The sequence below is a fragment of the Staphylococcus croceilyticus genome, assembly GCF_002902575.1.
In the GTDB taxonomy this organism is placed as follows: Bacteria; Bacillota; Bacilli; order Staphylococcales; family Staphylococcaceae; genus Staphylococcus; species Staphylococcus croceilyticus.
Genome location: NZ_PPRD01000038.1, coordinates 15,239 through 36,044 on the forward strand (window position 1 = coordinate 15,239; position 20,806 = coordinate 36,044).

The window sequence follows — 20,806 nt, forward strand, 5'->3', positions numbered from 1 at the left end:
CCTCATACTTACTATATTTTATTATTGCCATTCTATTTAATGATGATAAAAAATATTTAAAAATCCAACGATATACGGAATAAGCGTTCTCATAAACAGGTAAACACACAGGCATTGCAATACCACAACTATAGTTGCTACAAGACGTGCTTTGATTACAGCATTTCGTTGTAAATAACGATCTGCTTGCCATTTTCCCAAGATATTTAACACGATGATAATTACAAGCCATACTATTACCATAATCCGCTCCATTACTTCATTTGAATTTTTATCATTTCTTTTAGACAATCTTCCATTCACATTCTATATATAAATAGAAACCTCGGCAACCTCTCGCAAACTGTTTAACAGATAGATTCGAACTTCATTTGCTTGCAGTTTTTCAATTAACTCATCTTTATTATAATCTTTAATGAACAATTTATGCTCATCAATTAAGCTTTGGCGCATGCAACCTAATAGAAAGTCTTTTTCATAACTTGGTGTATAGTATTGGCCATTTTCTTCAATCATAATATTACCAATATCAAATTCTAAGATTTTGCCTGTCTCACTATACAGTAAGATTAAATCTGTACGATGACTATGATCGAGATGTTGACGCTCCGTCGTTTTATTAATCACATATTCTTTTGCACAAGTAGCGTCACTTTCTTTAAATTCAGCCGTAAATTCATTTTTGGCCATTAATGGTTTGATAATATGTGATAACTGCCCTTCTTTGTCTGTTTCTACTTTTAATCGAAACATACCCTCAGTATTTTGTGATTTTATTTTTTCTACATACTGTTCCCATTCTCTCTCTGAAAATGAGAATCCCAAACGGGCACATGATTGTTTTAATCGGGCAGTGTGATATTGAAATCGTCGAATTTCGCCATTCTCAAGACGCATGGTTTCAAATAATTTCATTTATAACATCTCCAATATTTTCGTTTTATCACGAAACTCTTGTACTTCATTTTCTGGTACAGAATCTATCGTTATCCCTGCGCCTACTCCATAAATCACTTTACCTTGTCGATATTCTAATGTTCGAATAGGAATATTAAATATCATTTTATTATCTGGCATCATTAGCCCAATTGACCCACAATAAATAGAACGGGGTCCAATTTCTAACGATTTGATATAAGACATAGTATTGAGTTTCGGCGCACCAGTGATAGAACCACAAGGGAATAGTGCCTTTAAAATACCATGTAGAGACGTCTCATTAATTAAATGCCCTGTGACCATACTCGTCATTTGGTATACCGTTCTATATGTTTCAATAAAAAATGGCTTGTAGACTTTAATCGTACCAGTTTCAGAAATTCTTGAAATATCGTTACGCAATAAATCTACAATCATCACATTTTCTGCACGATCTTTAAGTGAATTTTGTAGCGTTTCGTAATTAAGCGCATCTTCTCTTGCATCCGCACTTCGAGGCATCGTCCCTTTCATCGGCTTACTCACAATAACATCGCTTTCTCCATTAAACTCCCCTTTTTGGAAAAAGAGCTCTGGAGAAATAGAAGCGACTTGAATGTCTTCCGTATCTATTAAAGCCGTATAACCACCATTATTTGTTTGGGTCAAATAAGCATATAACTCCGAAATCGGATAATGAATATCACTCGTTAAACGCGTTGTGTAGTTTACTTGATACGTTTCACCTTCTACAATAGCTGCTTGCACTTGTTGTACTTTCAAGCGCATTTGTTCATCACTTTCTTGAAAAGTAAACTTGTGTTTTGGTACGTAGTTATGCGTATTTTCTATTGAAGATGCTTGAGCATCGCTAACCTCAAAACTGTATGCTACCGCATATAAATCATCATGTTCAAGGTGATGCGTTGCCATTTTATTGTTGAAATAAGCTGCCGCTTCATAAGTTAAATAGATAGCCACATAGCGTCCTAGTTTTTGTTCCTTTTCCGCAAATCGAACGACATCTCCCACTTCGTTTAATGAATAAGCTAACGATTTATTCGTATACGTGCCAAAGGTTAATTGATGCATCTCATAGTCATCAGGATTGATATAATAACGATAATTAAATGTGATATTCATTAACTAACCCTACTTTCGATAAAAAATGACGTAATTGCTCATGTCCATATTCACTTAGAATAGACTCTGGATGGTATTGCACAGCATAAATAGGCAATGAGCTGTGTTCTATTGCCATTGGAATGCCTTCTTCATTGTGTGCAGTTATCTGTAACTGTGAAGGCAGTGTTGTTTTATTAGCAATTAAAGAATGATAACGCATAACTTCAAACTGTTGCGGTAAATCTTTAAATATGCCGGTACCTGAATGTTTTAAACGAGTTGTATGACCATGTATTGGTTTTGCTCCATGAATAATACGGCCTCCATAATATTCAAATATAAATTGAAAGCCTAAACACACGCCTAAAATAGGAATTTCACCTTCATAATGTTGCATGACTTCCCTTAAAATAGGATAATCACTCGGTTTACCTGGCCCTGGTGAAATCACTATGGCATCGATGTGTAATTGGGATAACTTATCCATCGACACGTCATCTACTTCATAAACTTGAAGTGACAATGTCGTTTCAGTTTTTATGTAATCAATTAAATTATATGTAAATGAATCTTTATTATCTATTACTACTATCATTGCGATTACTCCAACTTTCCAACAAATATATTCTTCAATTTTATTATAAATTTTCTAATCACGAAAATGTAAGGGCTTACCTTACTCACATTTAGAAATATTACTTGATTTTACGGTTTGATTATATTAATCTAACTAGCGTACTAAAAATGAATCGACAGAGGTTCCTAGCTGAAACCCTCTATAAAAAACTAGACACTTACAGAAATATTCCCTCTTAAACACAATAAGTAGCTATACTAACTTATTTTTAATATTTCAGAAGTCTATCTTTTTTATAGAGATAGGCTTTTTTCTTTGCCTTAAAAAGATGGCTAGGTTATTTATCGGCAATCCACTATTAATCATTTTTTCAAAAGGAGAATAATTATGACGCAACAAACCTTAAATAAGGATAAAGCAATTGTAGTATTTAGCGGAGGTCAAGATAGCACAACATGTTTATTTTACGCTAAAAAACATTTCAAAGATGTAGAATTAGTAACGTTTAATTACGGGCAACGTCACGATACGGAAATAGAAGTCGCAAAACAAATCGCTAAAGAACAAGGGTTAAAGCATCATGTTCTTGATATGTCATTATTGTCTCAATTAACTCCAAACGCTTTAACACAACATGATATGGATATTGAAACTGGCGAAGATGGTATTCCTAATACTTTCGTGCCTGCACGTAATTTATTATTCTTATCATTCGCTGGCGCACTTGCTTATCAACTTAATGCCAAACACATTATCACTGGCGTATGTGAAACTGATTTCTCTGGTTATCCTGACTGCCGTGATAACTTCATTAAATCTATGAATGTAACATTAAGTCTTTCAATGGATAAAGATTTCGTCATTCATACACCATTAATGTGGTTAGATAAAGCACAAACATGGGAACTTAGTGACGAATTAGGTGTACTCGATTATGTTCGCTATAATACATTAACTTGTTATAACGGCATTGTTGGCGACGGCTGTGGAGAATGCCCAGCATGCAAATTACGTCAACGTGGTCTTGAACAATATTTAGAAACTAAAGGAGCGAAATAATATGTTTCAACAAATCTATCCACAAGTAAATCATCCTTACAGTTTTGAATTAAATAAAGACTTTAACTTTTCAGCAGCGCATTTCATTCCAAGCGAAGATGCTGGCAAATGTATGAGAACTCATGGCCATACTTATTTTGTAAATTTAACAATTGCTGGCGATACGCTAGATCATAACGGCTTTTTAATTAATTTTAGTGATTTAAAAAAACTTATTCACGACCAATTTGATCATTATTTATTAAATGACTTACCTCAGTTTAAAGGTAAAAGTCCTTCAACTGAAATCGTAGCACAAACGATTTATGAAATTATCGAATCACATTTACAAACTTACGATAATCAACCGCACTGCGTTCAAGTGTATTTACGTGAAACGCCGTCTAGCTATGTTGTCTATCGACCAAAGGAGTTTAAATAATGGCAGCTAAAATTCCAGTACTAGAAATATTCGGCCCTACTATCCAAGGTGAGGGACGTGTAATTGGACGTAAAACGATGTTTGTGCGTACAGCAGGATGTGATTATCGTTGTAGCTGGTGTGATTCAGCTTTCACATGGGATGGTAGCGCTAAAGAAGATATTCAACTAATGACTGCTGAAGAAATCTATCATCAATTGCGTGAAGTTGGAGGCGACCATTTTGATCATGTGACTATCTCAGGTGGTAATCCAGCACTCATTAAAGGTATTCAAGATTTAGTTGATTTATTTGAAGAGAAAAATATTTATACTGCTTTAGAAACACAAGGTAGTAAGTTTCAACCGTGGATGACACAAATTGACGATTTAACAATTAGTCCAAAGCCACCTAGTTCTACTATGACGCCTAATCTAGACATTTTAGATAGCGTAATTGAACAATGTGTCCATGAGTCATTAAATTTAAAAGTTGTCATTTTCGATGATAAAGATTACGACTTTGCGAAAATGATTCATCATCGCTACCCTACTATTCCTTTCTATTTACAAGTAGGTAATCCATACTTAGATGATGATGTCGCTAATCATACCGAAAAATTATTAGAACGTTATGAAACATTAGTTGAGACGGTCATGCAAAGTAATGATATGAATCATGTTTATGTTTTACCACAACTACACACGTTACTATGGAGTAATAAAAAAGGCGTTTAATATAATATTATAGTAAGTGAATATTTATTGAGTGTTTTGAAATGATTAAGTTTGTTTAAATTGTTATAATATTCTAATGAACTAAGTGTGATAGGAGTACAACATGATTATTTATGTATTAATTAACATTGCCATTGTGCTTGGCATTTTCGGTTTCGACTTATATCGACATCGTTTTAAACAGCTTAAGTTTAGCTCCGTTTTAATTGCTATTACTATTAACGCTTTTATTAATATTATTGTCATTGAAAAGTTTAATTTTATAACGCTATGTTCAATTGCGTTTTTCTTATGTTGGTTAGGACTCCAATATTATTTAAAAATTAAAGGCTATACTTTTATCATTAAAGAATATAAATCTATTGCACTTATATTTGCAATTATTATTAGCTGTTCTTTATTTATAACATTTGGAACAAGTGATTATTCTCTATACATGTCAGTTCCTTATCTTGCACCAACTATTTTTATTATCGGAGCTGTTATCATTTTCTCAGCTACTTTTAATACAAATGAGCTTCAACGTATTAAATTACTAAGAAAAATTAAACATCCATTTATGACTGGTCATGTTATTATCATCATTTCGATTGTATTACTTACACTTTTAACACCATTTTGGTACATATTTGTAATTATTTATTTGCTGTTTGGTGTATATATTCTATGGCAATTGAAATCAATACAATCGCAACACAATATAGCTAAACAAATATAAAAATGCTTGAAGACTCCTCAATGTGTTCTTCAAGCATTTTTATATTTAATATTTAAAACTAATGAACGTTTTCTTTTTCGAGCGCTTGATGTTGTGTGACGCCATCATTTTCAAAAGTTGGGTCCAAATTGGAAGCTTGAACGATATATTTAGGTCGTTGTTTCACTTCATAATAAATACGACCAATATATTCGCCCACGATCCCTATTGAAATCAACTGAATACCGCCTAGCAATAATACTGCAGCAATCGTTGTAAAGTATCCAGGGTTATTAATCCCATTCACCATAATACCAATTAATAAATAAAGAATATATATAATACTTAAACCAAATACAAACATTCCAAGATAAATCATTGCTCTTAAAGGTTTGTTATTGAAAGAGATTAAACCGTCGATACCATAGTTTAATAATTTAGTAAACGTCCATTTAGATTGTCCCGCTTCACGTTCTACATTTTTATAAGTGAAGATTTTAGTATTATAACCTATCCATTCAAATAATCCTTTTGAAAAGCGATTATACTCTTTTAAAGAAGCTATTGATTTTACAGCACGTTGACTTAATAATCTAAAGTCGCCGACACCATCGATAAATTTAATATCCTCTACAAAACTATTAATCAATTTATAGTATAGTTTCGTCATTGATTTTCTCGCAAAATTCTCTCCCGTACGATCACGTTGCGCTATTACTTGGTCATAGCCTTCTAAATAGCCATCGATCATTTTAGGAATAAACTCTGGAGGATGTTGTAAATCTCCATCTATCATTACTACAGCATCAAAATCTACACTATGCTGAAAACCAGCAATCATTGCTGATTCTTTCCCAAAATTTCGACTGAAAGAAATATACTTAACGTGATTATCTATGGTTGCTAAGTTTTGGATGTGATCAATGGTATCATCTTTACTTCCATCATCAATAAATAATAGGTCATAGCTATAATCTTTAACCACACTATCTTCCATCAAAATTTCAGTCAATTTGTCGTAGGTCTTCGCTACGACTTCACCTTCATTAAAGCAAGGCACAATGACTCTGATTTTCATCCAATTACATCCTTTTCTACATTCTTAATATTATTTTATCAATAAAATTAATAAATATTCTACCTAAAACTATGTAATTAACAAAGAAAAAATAATAATTGTATTAAATCAACAAAAATGTATTTTTAAATTACAAATTCAAATAGAACATATTATTTTAAATCACCAATACTAACATCATCAGGGTCTTTACCTTGGCGTGCATTTTTATTTAAACTATCTATTTCAGCAATCTCAGTCAATTCTAGATTAAAATCAAAAATATCATGATTTTCACGAATGCGTGAAGGTGTTTTAGATTTTGGAATCACGATACGATTATGAGCTAAATGCCATCTTAATATGATTTGCGCAGGCGTTTTGTCATATTGTTCTGCTAATTTAGTAATAACCGGATCATCAAATAAACCTCTATTACGCATTAACGGCATCCAAGCTGTAACGGCAATATCGTGTTTATCACAAAAGTCTTGAAGCTCTTGTTGATTAAAATAAGGATGTACTTCAATTTGATTAATGTGAGGCACAATATCAGTAGCGTTCATTAATTTTTCTAAATGATGTTCTTTAAAGTTACAAACACCAATTGCTTTTACTTTACCTTCTTCATATAGCTTTTCAAGTGCCTTGTAAGATTCAATATATAAATCATCTTTTTCACAAGGCCAGTGAATTAAATATAAATCTAAGTAATCAACACCTAAATTCTCTAATGTTTTATTAAAATAGTCTAACGTGCTTTCATAGCCTTGATAATCATTCCATAATTTAGATGTAATAAATAAATCTTCACGCGGAACGCCACTATTCTTTAACGCTTTACCTAACGCTTGTTCATTTCCATAGAAATAAGCTGTGTCAAATGCACGATAACCATCTTCTATCGCAGCTTGAATTGCTGTCTCCATTTCTTCGTCTGTAACTTTATAAACACCTAAGCCTACTTTAGGCATAGGATAGCCATTATGTAATAATTGTGTATCGTTAACCATGATTTATTCTCCTCTATTTTCTTTTTAAAATTATTATAACCCTTACATAGAATATGTATAAAAATAAAGACACTTAGGTTTTAGTACCCAAGTGTCAGATATTTTATTCATCAGCATCTTGTTTATGCTTATGTTTATGGTCTTGATTATCTTCATCGTCTTCATCATCAATCGTTGGTCTAGTTTCAAGAAATTGATATTTCAGAATAACCCAAACTAATTGATGATTGTCCATTTCAGAAATAATCCAACGATCATATTCAGTATCAATATGATCATTTACTTGTAAATTAGTGTTGTGAGCTTGTAACCAACCACCAATTGTATCGATATCTTCTGAATCTTCAAATTCAATACCAAATTGTTCATTTAAATCATCTAAAAGGACACGTCCATTAATTTGATACGTATCTTCTTCAAGTTTAACGATATCATTCACTTCATCATCGTCAAACTCATCTCTGATTTCACCAACAATTTCTTCAAGAATATCTTCCATCGTTAAGATACCAGCAGTACCACCATATTCATCAATAATTAAACTGATATGAACATGTTCACGTTGCATTCTCACTAAAGCATCACTGATACGTGTTGTTTCTGAAATCATTGGCAAGTCATGAATATAATTGGCAATTTTAATTGGCTTACCTGATGCATATTCAGTTAAGAATTCTTTAACGTTAATAAATCCTTTAATATGGTCTTTATCGCCATCTTCTGTGATTGGATAGCGTGTAAATTGATGTTCTTTGATTGTTTCTAATAATTCATCCACATTAAAAGGTTCATTTAATGTAATCATTTGTGTACGTGGCACCATGATATCTTTCGCATGTCTTTCATCGAATGAAAAGATATTTTGCATATAGTTAAGCTCTGTTTGGTTAATTTCTCCACCATTATAACTATTGTTAATAATAATCTTAATTTCTTCTTCTGACATTGCATCAGTTTGAGCATCTGGATCTACACCAATCATTCTAATAATGACACGAGCAGAACCATTCATTAACCAGATTAATGGTTTCATGATATTTCCGAAATAATATAAAGGTCTAGCATATGTTAATGCTAATTTCTCTGTATGTTGAATTGCTATAGATTTAGGTGCTAATTCACCTAAAACAACATGTAAGTATGTTACTACAATGAATGAGATAACGAATGAAATTGTTGTTGTCAATGCATCAGGTAAATGAAGTAAATCGAATAAAGGATGCATCAATTTCTCAAACGTTGGTTCACCTAACCAACCTAATCCTAAAGATGTAACTGTAATACCTAATTGACATGCTGATAAATAATAGTCTAAATTGGCAATCATTTTTTTAACAATTTTTGCACTACCGTTACCTTCATCAGCCAATTGTTCAATTCTTGTAGAACGAACTTTTACTAATGCGAATTCTGAACCTACGAATACTGTAGTTAAAGCAATTAATAAAAAGAATATAACTAAATTTATTATGGTCACTGTATCCAATTAATTCCCTATTTCTAGGGATTCACCTCCAAATATTATATGTCCCATATGAGTAACACGGATTTATTGCGTTATGCTTAATTACAATATCTTCACATGTTAAGACCTTCCCATTGCGACACCCCCGAAAAAATGTATTACTTTTATTTTATCATATATTAATTGTAAATAGTTGAATGTAACTCTTTTAATTAAAAAGTTACAACTTATCATTTAAAACTAAGATTGCATAATAGTCAAGGAAGGTCTGGACAAAAGCGCTTAGGATTTAAGGGATTGGGACAGAAATTAAAATTAATTTCGTTGCATCTCCAGCATAAAGACTTTCTTTTCGAAACTCTCTATGTTGGGGCCCCGTCTACCAGGGAAGGATGACTAGGTTTGAAAGAGCTTGATTTAAGCACATTTTCAAATCAGTCAGCTACTGCCAAAATGATAAAGTAGACTAAAATATTTTATTTTGCCCTAGCTTCTTTAAAGCTACCCAGTGAATAAATTTTTTATTACTTAACCTTTTTCCTTCTATTCTATACTCTCATAAATCTACCCATTTTTGCATGTTTTAACATCCATTTTAAATAAAAATCTCTTGCCCTATTTTCCAAGAGCAAGAGATCGATAATCTACTATATTATTCATCCATAGATTCAGATGCTTTAATTTCATCATACGTTAATTTAGGTTTTAACATACCATACATAATCGCTGAAACTATAGTACCTACGACTAAAGCGATTAATGTTTGTACGATGTGGCTAAAGTCTGTAGCTGCGATAACGATGATACCACCGTGTGGCGCATTAATTCTTGAACCAAGTGCTAATGCGATAGCGCCACCAATACCTGAACCTACCATCATTGACGGAATGATACGTAATGGGTCAGCTGCTGCGAATGGAATTGCACCTTCTGTGATGAATGAAAATCCCATCACATAGTTTGGTATGATTGAACCACGTTGTTCTTTAGTAAACTTACGTTTGAAAATGACCATGGCTGTCGCAATTGCTAATGGTGGAATCATACCACCAACCATAGCTGCTGTAATTGGTGCCGCATTTCCTTCAGTTAAAGCAGCTGTTGCGAATACATATGCCGCTTTGTTGAATGGACCACCCATATCGATAGCCATCATTGCGCCGATAACTAAACCAAGTAAGATAATGTTTGAACCTGATAAGCTGTTTAAACCATTTAATAATAAGTTATTTAACCACGCTGCTGGAGGGTTAAATACATAAATCATTAATAAGCCAGTGATTGTTACACTTAATAATGGATAAATTAATGTTGGTTTTAAACCTTCTAGTGCTTGTGGTAAACCACGAGTAATATATTTAATACCTTGAGTTAAGTAACCTGCTAAGAAACCTGCAATAATACCACCGATAAATCCTGAATCACCTGAAATAGCTAACATACCGCCAACTAAACCAGCTGCGAAACCTGGTTTATCTGCAATACTACGAGCAATGAAGCCAGCTAATACAGGAATAATTAATGCGAAAGCACTATTTTTACCAATATTCCATAATTGTTCAGCAAATGGATTATAATCGGCTTTCTTAGGATCAAATGAAGTTGCTCCAAATATGAACACAATTGCCATTAAGATACCACCAGCGATAACAAGTGGTAACATATTTGAAACACCGTTCATTAAGTGTTTATAGAATGCTTTACCGAAACTTTGTTTCTCATTACTTTCACTACTTTGAGCTTTTGAACCACCATCACGAGCTACGAAAGGTTTGCGACTTGTATCAAGTGCAGTGTTAATTAATTCTTCTGGACGTTTAATACCATCAGCAACTGGTACTTCAACAACATTTTTACCATCGAAACGATCTGTTTCAACATGTACGTCAGCTGCAACAATAACACCTGTGGCTCTTTCGATATCTTGTTGAGTTAAATGATTTTTAATACCGCCAGAACCATTTGTTTCAACTTTAATTTTAACTCCCATTTTATCTGCTTGTTTTTTCAAAGCATCACGCGCCATATAAGTATGAGCGATACCTGTAGGACAAGCTGTTACCGCAAGTACATATGGTTCGTTTGAATCTTGAGCTGTAGTACCAGCAGTTGTTGCACCAGCTGTAGCAGCTTCTTGTTCTTGTGCCTCTTTTTCTTCTTCTTTAGTCGCTTCATCATCTGCATTATCAATGATTTGAAGTATTTCTTCCGGAGAATTAGCGTGTAATAAATTTTCTCTTACTTTATCATCCATTAAAATACCTGATAACTTAGCTAATGCATCTAAATGTGTTTGTGCGCCACCTTCTGGAGCAGCAATCATAAAGAATAAGTGTGCAGGTTGTCCGTCTAAACTTTGATAATCCACGCCAGCTTTAGATTTACCAAAAGCAATTGCTGGAGATTTTACGGCAGCCACTTTAGCATGTGGAATGGCAATACCTTCACCAATACCAGTTGTACTTTGTGATTCACGATTATGAATGGCTTCTTTAAATTGCGCAATATCACTCAATTTGCCAGCTTTATCTAATTGATTCACTAATTCGTCGATAACGCCATTTTTATCTGTAGCTGATAAATCCATCGCAATCGTTGATTTAGTTAGTAATTCTGTAATTCTCATTTATTTCACTCCCCATCAAGTACTGTAACAGTAACTTGTAATTTAATATTTTCTATATCTTCAATAGTTGCTAAATCTTCTGTAAATGCTGTAGCTGTTCCAGAAGCTACTGCTTGTTGAAAAGCATCTTCTAGTGATAAACCAGATTCTAGACCAGCTACCATACCAGCAACTGTACTATCTCCAGAACCTACAGTATTAACAACTTGTCCTTTAGGATTTTGTGCTTTAATACTGCGTTTATCATCAATGTAGATAGCGCCATCGCCACCTAGAGAAATGATGACAGATTGAGCACCCTCTTTTAAAATTTCTCTACCATATTTCACAACATCTTCGTCACTAGTGACTGTCATATTAAACATTTCTTCCAACTCATCTTTATTTGGTTTAATAAATAATGGTTGATATTTTAATACAGTGTTAACTAAATCTTTTTCAGCATCGACTACTAATTTAGCGCCTGTTTGTTGCGTAATACTAGCAATCTGAGCGTAAGCATCACTTGGAATACTTTTCGGAACGCTACCAGCTACAATAACTGTATCTTCTGCTGTTATTTGCTTAATTTGAGTTAACAATGACTGAAATTGTTCAGCTGTCACATTAGGACCTGGTGCATTAATTTCTGTTTCATCGCCAGATTTCAATTTAACGTTAATACGTGTATCATCATCTACTTTAATGAAATCTGTTTTAATATCACTTTGTTGTAAAGTATTAGCGATAAAATCTCCTGGAAAGCCTCCAGCAAATCCTAAAGCAGTCGATTGAACACCTAGTGTCTTTAACACACGTGATACATTAATGCCTTTGCCCCCAGCAAATTTATACGTTGCTTTGGCTCTATTTAAACCTTTAAGTTCAAAACCATCCGTAAACATAATGTAATCGATGGATGGATTAAACGTTACTGTGTAAATCATGACTCTCCTCCTAAAAATTGATATTTATCTCTATATTTAGCGTAGTGCTTATGCAGTTTTACTTGTTTAGATACGATGAATTCAACTTTGTGATTGCCTATGGAAACATTCGCGAAATAGACTTCATCTAGTTTTGAATGATCAAATAAAATATAAGATTGCGTTGATTGTTCAATCGCTTTTTCTTTAATCAATGCTTCTTTTTCATCTGGAGTAGTTAAGCCATAGTTAAGATCAATACCATTCATTCCTAAAAATGCCTTATCAAAACAATAACGACCTAAAGTATGTAAGGCGCTTGCTCCTACTGTTGCAAGTGTAGTGGCTTTGACTTCCCCACCTATCATTAATGTTTTAATACCTTGATTCAAAAGTTTCTCTACATGTGTGAGACCATTGGTTACTACTACAATATTTTTGGCTTTTATAAAAGGAATCATTTCAATTGTAGAAGAACCGGCATCCATAAATATGCAATCATTATCTTGAATTAATTGCGCAGCTACTTTTCCAATTTCTCGTTTTTCTTTTAAGTTCAACGATAATTTTTCAGAAAGTACAGGTTCACTATTGCGCTTACTATTAAGCATCGCCCCTCCGTGAACACGTTGAAGACGGCCTAATTGTTGTAACTTTGATAAATCTCTTCTTACAGTTGAAGCACTACAACCTGTGCGTTCAATCAATTCTTGAAGGGTCAAAAAGTCAGTTTTCTTCAGTTCTTGTAGTATAATGTCATGTCGTTTTTCTGAAATCATTAGTTCACCCCTCTTCACCCCAAATTATAATGTGTGCGCTTACATTTTTCAATCAAAAATTGTCAAAAACATTCAAAAACATTCAAAATATCTATAAAAAAATAACAGATATTGCGTCCTTAATTCATTCTTAAACAATATCTGTTAATATATTTCGTTATTTTTGAAGGATATTGGCTGTTTGAGCATGTGTAATGTCAATTAAATCATTAACATTTACTACGATTTGAATGCCACGTTGGCCCCCACTCACATGTATTCTCTCTCTTTCTAAAACCGATTGATCAATAGTAGTTTTAAATAGATGTTTCATACCAACCGGTGAACAGCCACCACGGATATAACCTGTGACCTGTTTTAAATTCTCCACTGGCATTAAAGTAAGTTTCTTCTCATTAACTACATGCGCCGCTTCTTTTAAATCTAATGTTTCATTTACAGGTATTACAAAGACAAAGTGATCATGGTTCGCATTTTCTAACACTAATGTCTTATATACATCGTCCACATTAGCCCCGACAATATGAGCAATCGCTTTGCCATCCATATGACCATCGCTTACTTCATATGTTCTTACTTCATAATTAATCTTCGCTCTATCTAACATACGCATAGCATTTGTTTTTTTATGCTTCATTTTATCACCTCGTTCATATTCATCCTTATTCTACTACTATTTGGCCAAAATAGAAAAAAGCGCTCTTTTCTACTTATAGAAAAGGCGCTATCACTTATTAGTTGCTGTTATTGGTTCAATTTTACCCATCTTATTAATTGCGATTTCGTTTTCTTGCTTGTGGTTGCTAGATTGAAGCGTAAATGTCACATCTTGATTAGTCTCATCTGTTTGATTCAGTTGCACTGCTTTCCCGTAATGTTGCTTCGAATAATTCTCAGCTATAATTTTGCATTCTTCAACTGAATACGTATGTTTCGGCTCAGTTTTGTTTTGTCGTAATTGATTATAACGAATTTCCGCTTTTTGCTCTGCTGCATTCTTTTCTGATGCTTTTGCCGTATGGTTGCTACTAATATTTAATATATCTTTGGCTGCTGATACTTTTCCCATTTTTGAAAATGAAGAAATCGTGTGATGTACTTTAGCTAAGGCATCTTGATTTGTTGCGATAAACAGTAAAAAGGCTAAGCAAATTGATAAAATAAAAGCTACCATACCTAATAGTATGTTTTTAAAGTTCATCTCCTTACCCACATTTCTCTCTAAATTTTTTTCTTATCTTAACATACAAATGGGCAAAAATAATTAGGTAGACTGCAATTTAAAATAACTGTAATCTTTGTAACAGTTATATTACCGAACGACTTGATATTGTTACATATTGACAACTTAAATGTAAAAAACAATAACCTCTCTTGTTAATATTTTCATATTAACTAGAGAGGTTTAGTGTAGGTTTATTTAGATGTATTACGAGCACGTCGTTTCGTTTGCAATGCCTTTTCAATAAAAATAATAATAATACCGAGTAACATGACGACGATAGACATATATAATGGAAATTCTAAGTTTATATCGAATAGTGCGCCTGCTACGAGTGGGCCTATGAAGTTACCCATACTAGTAAATGTAGAGTTTAAACCACCGGCAAAGCCTTGGCGATTGCCTGCAATATTTGAGTAATAGTTTGTAAGTGCTGGACGAATTAAATCGAAGCCAATAAAGACAATGAAACTAATAATCATAATTGTCCAGTAACTATTGGATAATATAAGTAATCCTAGCACGATAGCTGAATATAATAATGACCACACAATAAATGTTAATTCTGTCATATATTTCATAAATTTATCGAAAAAGAAGACTTGGAAAACAGCGCCTGCGATACCGCCACCAACAATAGCAATTGAGATATCTCGTGGTGTGTAATCTGCTTTTTCAGATGTATATAATGAGAATAACGTTTCAAACGCTGACAAACCGAATGCTAAAACCAGTGTTAAAATAATTGGTGTAATGAAGACTTTCCAGTTAATTTTAGTAAGGACTTCTGGTTCAAAGTTATGGAATGTCTCGTTCGATTCATGTCGTGGATTATGAATTAATATTATAGACATGATAAATGCTAGGACGCCAAGTGTACCTGCGAAATAAAACGGCGCTCGATGTGAGAATTCAGCTAGAAAGCCACCTATTCCTGGTCCAAGGATAAATCCTGAATTAATAATGGCAGACATATAACCAAAGTTCTTAGCTTTATCTTTGGCCGGCGAAATATCCGCAATCATACCGGTTACCCCTGGCATAACCATACCTGCGCTAAATCCACCTAAAACTCTTGAAACAATTAATGTTGAAAAATGATGACCTACTGCAAATAAATATTCTGAAATAGCGAATAAAATAAGACCGATACAAATAATTAATTTTTTACCTAATTTATCTGCTAAGGTTCCTCCAAATGGTGAAATAATCATTTGGGATAGTGCAAAGGCTGCGACTAATATACCAAGATCGCTCCCTTTTAATCCTAAATCTTTTAAGTACACAGGTAGAACTGGAATTACTAGCCCTATACCTACAAAAATCAAGAATATATTAAAATATAATGTAAATAATTGTTTTCTCATGCTGTCACCTCTTTTCAAAGAATATATCTTCATATAATTTTATTAATACATTTAGTTAAAAATTACATAATATTGAAACATTGTATACTATTCTCTTCCTATATTACAATAGGAAATTATAAATTCTAAATCATTCAACTTATAGCGCGTTTCAACGTATAATAAAAGTAACTACTATTTATCTGAGGTGATAACGATGAAATATCAAAAAGACGGTAAAACATTTCTTTTAGTGTTAGATAAAGGTGAAGATATTGTAGAAAAAGTAACGCAGTTTGCTAAAGAGCATGAAATGAAATTTGGTACAGTAAGTGGTATTGGCGCGTGTGACAATGTAACGCTAAATTTCTATAATTTAGAAACTCAAAAATACGAAGCGCGAGAAGTAAATGAAGCTCTAGAATTAACAAGTTTATTAGGTAATATTTCGCATATTGGTGAACAGCCCTTTGCACATTTACATGGAACATTTGGTACGCGTGATTTTCAAACATTAAGTGGTCATTTAACTAAAGCTAAAGTATCCGCTACAGCTGAAATTGTAATCACAATGACAAACATGGATATTAATCGTACACACGACAGTGAAACAGGCTTAAATTTATTGCACCCATAAATTTCCGTTTATCGGCTATTTATTAAAAATGGATAAATAGCTGATTGTTTTTGTCTTCAATACTATGTTCAAATTAATATGCAATATACAGGTAAATTAGTTGATTCCATATTTGTGAAAGTTTAATATTAAACATTGACTAAACAAATTTAGCGTTTTATTAATATCAAAGAAAGTAGTGTATGATATGACCGCGCGTTATATTGCAAGGATATATTTTATTATTCTTTTTACTGTGTCATTATTTGAAACTAGAGTTTTTAATTTTATAAGTTTGAATCTTTTTTTAGCTTATATACCTTTTGAGTTATGTTTGCTTTTAAGACTTTTCAGACCTAGAAAGCCATTTGAGTGGCCACTATTTATTGTGTTCGCGCTTATTTTTATATTGTTAGTGCCTAACACTTTTTATATGCTGACAGACTTAATACATCTAAACCAATTCACTTTTGATTTTTACGTACGTTTAAATTTAATGGAATGGATTTATTTCACATACTTACTTTTAGGTGTCTTTTTAGCAATTTATTGTATGGTATTAATTTTCATTAATTTATCTCATATCACTTCATATAAATGGCTTAATCGTTCATTAATTATCGTATTAATGTTTTTAAATGGTTTAGGCATTTACATGGGACGTTTCTTAAGATTCCATACCGTACATCTCATTACGAGACCATTTACGATTATCCAACAAGTGCTTAATGAGTTAAATCTTCATACCATTATTTTCGTATTATTAATGGTATTACTACAAGCTGTTATTATTTTATTTGTAAAAGGAGTGCGTGTAGCGAAATGATGAATATTTTTTTACTCCTTATTGTAATAGTAGCTTTGCAACTTGTTATAGGTCATTTCTTTAATCGTATCGGTTTCAGTATGAAAAATAGTTTATTACTTATGCTATTACCACTAGGTATCGGTTTATTTCTAGTACAAGTTTTTTATTATGAACGTCACTACCCTAGATGGGAAGTACCGTTTCACGTAAAACTTAGATTAAAATATATGTATTTAATCACTTTCTTAGAATATGTAGCCGTTTATCTCTGCATATTCGTTTTAAGATAATACTATATGAGGAAAAAGGCGAGTTCTATTTTAATTCCAATAGAACTCGCCTCTTATTTAAATATTTTTAAATGTAGACATTACATATTCACGTGCACTTTTATGATCGACGATAGGTTCTGGATAGTCTTTACCTAATTTAAGTCCCTCTTTCTCAAGTTGAGATTGATGTTTAAGCGGTTCATGTAGCCATTTAGCTGGCATATCGTCAAGTTTAGGAACAAATTTCTTAATGTACAATGCGTCTTTATCGAAACGCTCACTTTGTCTTGTTGGACTAAACATTCTAAAGTATGGTACAGCATCTGTTCCCGTAGAAGCAGACCATTGCCAACCGTGAACATTGGAAGCTGAATCGAAATCAATGAGTTTTCTTCTGAAGTAATCTTCTCCCCATGTCCAATCGATAAATAAATCTTTGGTTAAGAATTGTGATACTACCATACGCATACGATTATGCATATAGCCTGTTTCATTTAATTCAGCCATAGCTGCATCTATAATCGGGAAACCTGTTTTCCCTTTATACCAACACTTAAAATCTTCTTTATTATATGACCATTTGATATTACGATATTTTTCATTAAACGCTTCATGTGCCGTGTTTGGATATTGAGTCATTAACACATAATAAAATTCACGGAATATCAATTCTCGAATAAATTTTTCAATATTACTTTCATCTTCTTCATAACTTTCAAGCAACTCAGTTATAATCTGTTTTATATCAATTAGTCCATAAGCTAATACAATACTTAATTGACTTGTTAATACTTCAGGTAAATACTCTCTATTTGAATCGTAATTTTGAATATCATTTTCTAAAAAGTCGTGCCATTGATTCAAGGCCTGTTCTTCAGATAATCCATCATTTGAATAATCTTTATCTAATGTTTGTTGTGATTTAGTACTCAACTTTGCTATATCTTTGAGATTATAATCATAAGCTGAATGTTGTCTTAAACTAGAACGATGTGCTTTGTAAAAGCTCGTGAACACTTTATAGGGTGTACCTTGTTTATTCATTGTCGTGCTCGGTTTAAAGTAATGATTTGCCCTTAAAGAAATTACAGAAATATCATATTTATCAAATGCTTTTTTCAGGTGACGAATATCATACTTTTCTTGATGATAGCTCATAATATCGCCTGCCACGACAACTTCTTCAATATGCTTTTCCTTGCAAAAATCACCTAACTCGTCGTATTCAATTAAAAACGGTTCAATATCATGCTTTTTTAATTCTTTTAAAAATTTTTCCAGCACACCATAATAATAGTTGCGTTTCATTTCAGTGCCTTCTTCCTCGAATATTTCCTGAGGAATAATTAAATAACATTGATCAATGTCATTTTGTTGTTGGTTTATATATTCAAATAATGGATTATTTTGTGTTCGAAAAACTCTATTCAGTATGACACCTATATTCATCGTTTCACTCCTCATTTTCGCGTTCATTTTCTTTACCCTTTTCCGAGAAAATAAAAAACGTGAAATAAAACTTAGTTATCTAATATTTACACTAAACCAAGCCAATGCCAATACGTCATACTAAAAATGATGACAAGTATATAGCCAACAATGGTTAAAGGAATACCAGTCTTCAAGAAATCTTTAACTGTAAAGGTGTTTGTGCCATACGCAAGCATGTTTTGCGGTGCGCTGACTGGTAGTAAAAATCCAAAGCTAATAACAAATTGTTGGATTAACACAAATCCGATAGACTGATCGCCAAGATGTAAGGTTGATGTTAATGAGATGAATACTGGAATTAACGCTGACGCTAAACTTGTAGCACTTGCGAAACCAAGATGGATGAGAATGTTAAATAAAGTAATTAATGCGATAGTAGCGATAATTGGTAGATGTTCAAGTCCCATTAAGCCAAATGTTTTATCACTCAACCATTGGGCTGCGCCTGTTTTTAATAGTACATTTCCTAAAGAAATACCGACGCCAAATACAATAATTGTCCCCCATGGAAATTTCTTTTCAACGCCCTTCCATGTCATGACACCAACTTTAGGCGTAAGCATAATAGCTAAAGCAATAATAGTGATAGAGGCTGAGTCTATTGGATGTAAGATTTTTTCTGTTGACCAAAAAATAAGTAATAAGATTGAAATAACAATTAAACGCCATTCTTTAGGAGAGACAGGTCCTAATTTATCAAGCTCTTCTTTAATTAATTTTTTACCGCCTTCAATAGATTCACGTTCTGGAGGCATGACTTTAATCATTATAAAATATAGAGCGATAGACATAAGTATAGACCATGGTGCAGCATATAAGAACCATTCTCCCCATGAAACATCATGTCCTAAGTTCTGATTAATAAAATTTACCGCTACAATATTCTGAGCAGCAGCCGTTTTAATTCCTATGTTCCAAATAGATACAGCTTGGACAGCTGTAATAATTAATAATGAAGCTAGTTTACTATCTTTCGATACTTTAAACGCAGCAATCATGCCAAGTAAAATCGGAACTACTGCGCCTGCTCTAGCAGTGGCAGAAGGTACAAAGAAAGCTAAAACAATAGATACTAAAATTGCACCAATCACGATGTTACGTGTTTTATTTCCTACTATAGATAGTACAAGTAACGCTAAGCGTTTATGTAAATTCGTTTCTTGCATAGCTGCAGCTAAAAACAAAGCGGCTGCTACAAGTGCAACTGCAGAAGTTGAGAACCCACTAAAAGCGTGACTTAATGCATTTCCCGTCCCTAATAAATCGTTGCCTGATAATATTTTATCGCCAGCTTTCGGATTACCAAGCTTTTCAGTAAGATGTTGAACTGGACTAAAACCTAAAATTAAAATAATTAAACCTAAAATCATTGTAGAAGATACTGGATAAGTGACCGCTTCCGTCACCCACATAATAACTGCAAAAGCTAAAATCGCTAAAACGCCTTTAGCCATGATGGGTAAGCCTGCTGGAGTAGGTAGTAATAAAATAATAAATAAAACAATAAAACTTGTAATAATCCAAAGTGGCTTATACCCTTGGTTCTTCTTCTTTTCATTTTCTTTCTGATTATTTGTGCTTAAATTTTTCGTTTTTGATAATTCTTTGTCTGTCATTTTTATTACACTCCCTCAAGATGGATACACTATTAGTATATCAAGAAAGCGCTTTATTTAACTAACTCTCAAAATAA

22 protein-coding genes are annotated in these 20,806 nt (G+C 32.9%); 7 read left to right on the forward strand and 15 right to left on the reverse strand.

Annotated elements, in window-relative coordinates:
- Positions 1–36: 36 nt before the first annotated feature.
- Genes CD128_RS06070 through CD128_RS06085 form a run of 4 tightly spaced genes read right to left on the reverse strand, consistent with a single transcriptional unit; the run spans position 37 to position 2,638 of the window.
- Positions 37–303: a hypothetical protein gene (locus CD128_RS06070; RefSeq protein WP_231917266.1), complete on the reverse strand. Its 267-nt coding sequence runs from the start codon at positions 301–303 to the stop codon at positions 37–39.
- A 3-nt stretch (positions 304–306) separates the two neighbouring features.
- The gene (locus CD128_RS06075) at positions 307–915 is read right to left on the reverse strand and encodes an aminotransferase class IV (RefSeq protein ID WP_103329141.1); all 609 of its coding nucleotides are present in this window, start codon (positions 913–915) and stop codon (positions 307–309) included.
- Positions 916–2,061: a chorismate-binding protein gene (locus CD128_RS06080; RefSeq protein ID WP_103329142.1), complete on the reverse strand. Its 1,146-nt coding sequence runs from the start codon at positions 2,059–2,061 to the stop codon at positions 916–918.
- The gene (locus CD128_RS06085) at positions 2,045–2,638 is read right to left on the reverse strand and encodes an anthranilate synthase component II (RefSeq protein WP_103329143.1); all 594 of its coding nucleotides are present in this window, start codon (positions 2,636–2,638) and stop codon (positions 2,045–2,047) included. The genes CD128_RS06080 and CD128_RS06085 overlap by 17 nt, the downstream gene beginning before the upstream one ends.
- A gap of 369 nt (positions 2,639–3,007) precedes the next feature.
- Here CD128_RS06085 and queC point away from each other — a divergent pair, with 369 nt between their 5' ends.
- From queC to CD128_RS06105, 4 genes are all read left to right on the forward strand, one after another.
- Positions 3,008–3,679, forward strand: coding sequence for a 7-cyano-7-deazaguanine synthase QueC (queC, locus tag CD128_RS06090; protein WP_103329144.1), 672 nt, complete (start codon positions 3,008–3,010; stop codon positions 3,677–3,679).
- 1 nt (position 3,680) lies between these two features.
- Positions 3,681–4,100 carry a 6-carboxytetrahydropterin synthase QueD gene (gene queD / locus CD128_RS06095; RefSeq protein ID WP_103329145.1) on the forward strand — a complete coding sequence of 140 codons (420 nt, stop codon included), beginning with the start codon at positions 3,681–3,683 and terminating at the stop codon, positions 4,098–4,100.
- Positions 4,100–4,816 (forward strand): 7-carboxy-7-deazaguanine synthase QueE, encoded by a 717-nt coding sequence (gene queE / locus CD128_RS06100; protein ID WP_103329146.1) that lies wholly within the window; start codon positions 4,100–4,102, stop codon positions 4,814–4,816. Before queD ends, queE begins: the two co-directional genes overlap by 1 nt.
- A gap of 103 nt (positions 4,817–4,919) precedes the next feature.
- Positions 4,920–5,534, forward strand: coding sequence for a hypothetical protein (locus CD128_RS06105; protein ID WP_103329147.1), 615 nt, complete (start codon positions 4,920–4,922; stop codon positions 5,532–5,534).
- A 58-nt stretch (positions 5,535–5,592) separates the two neighbouring features.
- Here CD128_RS06105 and CD128_RS06110 read toward each other — a convergent pair whose 3' ends face one another.
- The 9 genes from CD128_RS06110 to norA form a co-directional block, all read right to left on the reverse strand.
- Positions 5,593–6,591 (reverse strand): glycosyltransferase family 2 protein, encoded by a 999-nt coding sequence (locus CD128_RS06110; protein ID WP_103329148.1) that lies wholly within the window; start codon positions 6,589–6,591, stop codon positions 5,593–5,595.
- A 152-nt stretch (positions 6,592–6,743) separates the two neighbouring features.
- On the reverse strand, positions 6,744–7,583 hold the full coding sequence (locus CD128_RS06115) for an aldo/keto reductase (RefSeq protein ID WP_103329149.1): 840 nt from the start codon (positions 7,581–7,583) through the stop codon (positions 6,744–6,746).
- 103 nt (positions 7,584–7,686) lie between these two features.
- Entirely contained in the window at positions 7,687–9,069 is a 1,383-nt protein-coding gene (locus CD128_RS06120; RefSeq protein ID WP_103329150.1) for a hemolysin family protein, read from the reverse strand.
- Between the two features lie 631 nt (positions 9,070–9,700).
- Complete coding sequence (locus CD128_RS06125; protein WP_103329151.1) at positions 9,701–11,674, reverse strand: PTS fructose transporter subunit IIABC; 1,974 nt, start codon at positions 11,672–11,674, stop codon at positions 9,701–9,703.
- A gap of 5 nt (positions 11,675–11,679) precedes the next feature.
- A complete protein-coding gene (gene pfkB / locus CD128_RS06130; RefSeq protein WP_103329152.1) occupies positions 11,680–12,600 on the reverse strand; it encodes a 1-phosphofructokinase in 921 nt (306 codons plus the stop codon).
- The gene (locus CD128_RS06135) at positions 12,597–13,358 is read right to left on the reverse strand and encodes a DeoR/GlpR family DNA-binding transcription regulator (RefSeq protein ID WP_103329153.1); all 762 of its coding nucleotides are present in this window, start codon (positions 13,356–13,358) and stop codon (positions 12,597–12,599) included. The genes pfkB and CD128_RS06135 overlap by 4 nt, the downstream gene beginning before the upstream one ends.
- A 157-nt stretch (positions 13,359–13,515) precedes the next feature.
- Positions 13,516–13,995 carry a Cys-tRNA(Pro) deacylase gene (ybaK, locus tag CD128_RS06140; protein WP_103329154.1) on the reverse strand — a complete coding sequence of 160 codons (480 nt, stop codon included), beginning with the start codon at positions 13,993–13,995 and terminating at the stop codon, positions 13,516–13,518.
- Positions 13,996–14,085: 90 nt separating this feature from the next.
- Positions 14,086–14,559 (reverse strand): hypothetical protein, encoded by a 474-nt coding sequence (locus CD128_RS06145; RefSeq protein ID WP_103329155.1) that lies wholly within the window; start codon positions 14,557–14,559, stop codon positions 14,086–14,088.
- Between the two features lie 215 nt (positions 14,560–14,774).
- Positions 14,775–15,947 (reverse strand): multidrug efflux MFS transporter NorA, encoded by a 1,173-nt coding sequence (gene norA, locus CD128_RS06150; RefSeq protein WP_103329156.1) that lies wholly within the window; start codon positions 15,945–15,947, stop codon positions 14,775–14,777.
- Between the two features lie 196 nt (positions 15,948–16,143).
- Here norA and CD128_RS06155 point away from each other — a divergent pair, with 196 nt between their 5' ends.
- The 3 genes from CD128_RS06155 (at position 16,144) to CD128_RS06165 (ending at position 17,640) form a co-directional block, all read left to right on the forward strand.
- Complete coding sequence (locus CD128_RS06155; protein ID WP_103329157.1) at positions 16,144–16,563, forward strand: PPC domain-containing DNA-binding protein; 420 nt, start codon at positions 16,144–16,146, stop codon at positions 16,561–16,563.
- Positions 16,564–16,750: 187 nt separating this feature from the next.
- Positions 16,751–17,368 (forward strand): DUF1361 domain-containing protein, encoded by a 618-nt coding sequence (locus CD128_RS06160; RefSeq protein ID WP_103329158.1) that lies wholly within the window; start codon positions 16,751–16,753, stop codon positions 17,366–17,368.
- Positions 17,365–17,640 carry a hypothetical protein gene (locus CD128_RS06165; protein WP_103329159.1) on the forward strand — a complete coding sequence of 92 codons (276 nt, stop codon included), beginning with the start codon at positions 17,365–17,367 and terminating at the stop codon, positions 17,638–17,640. The genes CD128_RS06160 and CD128_RS06165 overlap by 4 nt, the downstream gene beginning before the upstream one ends.
- Before the next feature lie 57 nt (positions 17,641–17,697).
- On the opposite strand, the gene CD128_RS06170 is transcribed toward CD128_RS06165, so the two are convergent.
- Complete coding sequence (locus tag CD128_RS06170; RefSeq protein WP_103329160.1) at positions 17,698–19,071, reverse strand: cryptochrome/photolyase family protein; 1,374 nt, start codon at positions 19,069–19,071, stop codon at positions 17,698–17,700.
- 86 nt (positions 19,072–19,157) lie between these two features.
- Complete coding sequence (locus tag CD128_RS06175) at positions 19,158–20,729, reverse strand: SLC13 family permease (RefSeq protein WP_103329161.1); 1,572 nt, start codon at positions 20,727–20,729, stop codon at positions 19,158–19,160.
- Positions 20,730–20,806: the final 77 nt, after the last annotated feature.

What these genes read in the sequence shown, in the direction of transcription:
- CD128_RS06155 (WP_103329157.1), top strand. Translation starts at nt 16,144, where the DNA reads ATGAAATATCAAAAAGACGGTAAAACATTTCTTTTAGTGTTAGATAAA.
- norA (WP_103329156.1), bottom strand. Translation starts at nt 15,947, where the DNA reads ATGAGAAAACAATTATTTACATTATATTTTAATATATTCTTGATTTTT.
- CD128_RS06075 (WP_103329141.1), bottom strand. Translation starts at nt 915, where the DNA reads ATGAAATTATTTGAAACCATGCGTCTTGAGAATGGCGAAATTCGACGA.
- CD128_RS06160 (WP_103329158.1), top strand. Translation starts at nt 16,751, where the DNA reads ATGACCGCGCGTTATATTGCAAGGATATATTTTATTATTCTTTTTACT.
- queE (WP_103329146.1), top strand. Translation starts at nt 4,100, where the DNA reads ATGGCAGCTAAAATTCCAGTACTAGAAATATTCGGCCCTACTATCCAA.
- CD128_RS06145 (WP_103329155.1), bottom strand. Translation starts at nt 14,559, where the DNA reads ATGAACTTTAAAAACATACTATTAGGTATGGTAGCTTTTATTTTATCA.
- CD128_RS06125 (WP_103329151.1), bottom strand. Translation starts at nt 11,674, where the DNA reads ATGAGAATTACAGAATTACTAACTAAATCAACGATTGCGATGGATTTA.
- CD128_RS06080 (WP_103329142.1), bottom strand. Translation starts at nt 2,061, where the DNA reads ATGAATATCACATTTAATTATCGTTATTATATCAATCCTGATGACTAT.
- CD128_RS06115 (WP_103329149.1), bottom strand. Translation starts at nt 7,583, where the DNA reads ATGGTTAACGATACACAATTATTACATAATGGCTATCCTATGCCTAAA.
- CD128_RS06175 (WP_103329161.1), bottom strand. Translation starts at nt 20,729, where the DNA reads ATGACAGACAAAGAATTATCAAAAACGAAAAATTTAAGCACAAATAAT.
- CD128_RS06135 (WP_103329153.1), bottom strand. Translation starts at nt 13,358, where the DNA reads ATGATTTCAGAAAAACGACATGACATTATACTACAAGAACTGAAGAAA.
- CD128_RS06165 (WP_103329159.1), top strand. Translation starts at nt 17,365, where the DNA reads ATGATGAATATTTTTTTACTCCTTATTGTAATAGTAGCTTTGCAACTT.
- CD128_RS06085 (WP_103329143.1), bottom strand. Translation starts at nt 2,638, where the DNA reads ATGATAGTAGTAATAGATAATAAAGATTCATTTACATATAATTTAATT.
- ybaK (WP_103329154.1), bottom strand. Translation starts at nt 13,995, where the DNA reads ATGAAGCATAAAAAAACAAATGCTATGCGTATGTTAGATAGAGCGAAG.
- CD128_RS06105 (WP_103329147.1), top strand. Translation starts at nt 4,920, where the DNA reads ATGATTATTTATGTATTAATTAACATTGCCATTGTGCTTGGCATTTTC.
- queD (WP_103329145.1), top strand. Translation starts at nt 3,681, where the DNA reads ATGTTTCAACAAATCTATCCACAAGTAAATCATCCTTACAGTTTTGAA.
- CD128_RS06110 (WP_103329148.1), bottom strand. Translation starts at nt 6,591, where the DNA reads ATGAAAATCAGAGTCATTGTGCCTTGCTTTAATGAAGGTGAAGTCGTA.
- pfkB (WP_103329152.1), bottom strand. Translation starts at nt 12,600, where the DNA reads ATGATTTACACAGTAACGTTTAATCCATCCATCGATTACATTATGTTT.
- queC (WP_103329144.1), top strand. Translation starts at nt 3,008, where the DNA reads ATGACGCAACAAACCTTAAATAAGGATAAAGCAATTGTAGTATTTAGC.
- CD128_RS06170 (WP_103329160.1), bottom strand. Translation starts at nt 19,071, where the DNA reads ATGAATATAGGTGTCATACTGAATAGAGTTTTTCGAACACAAAATAAT.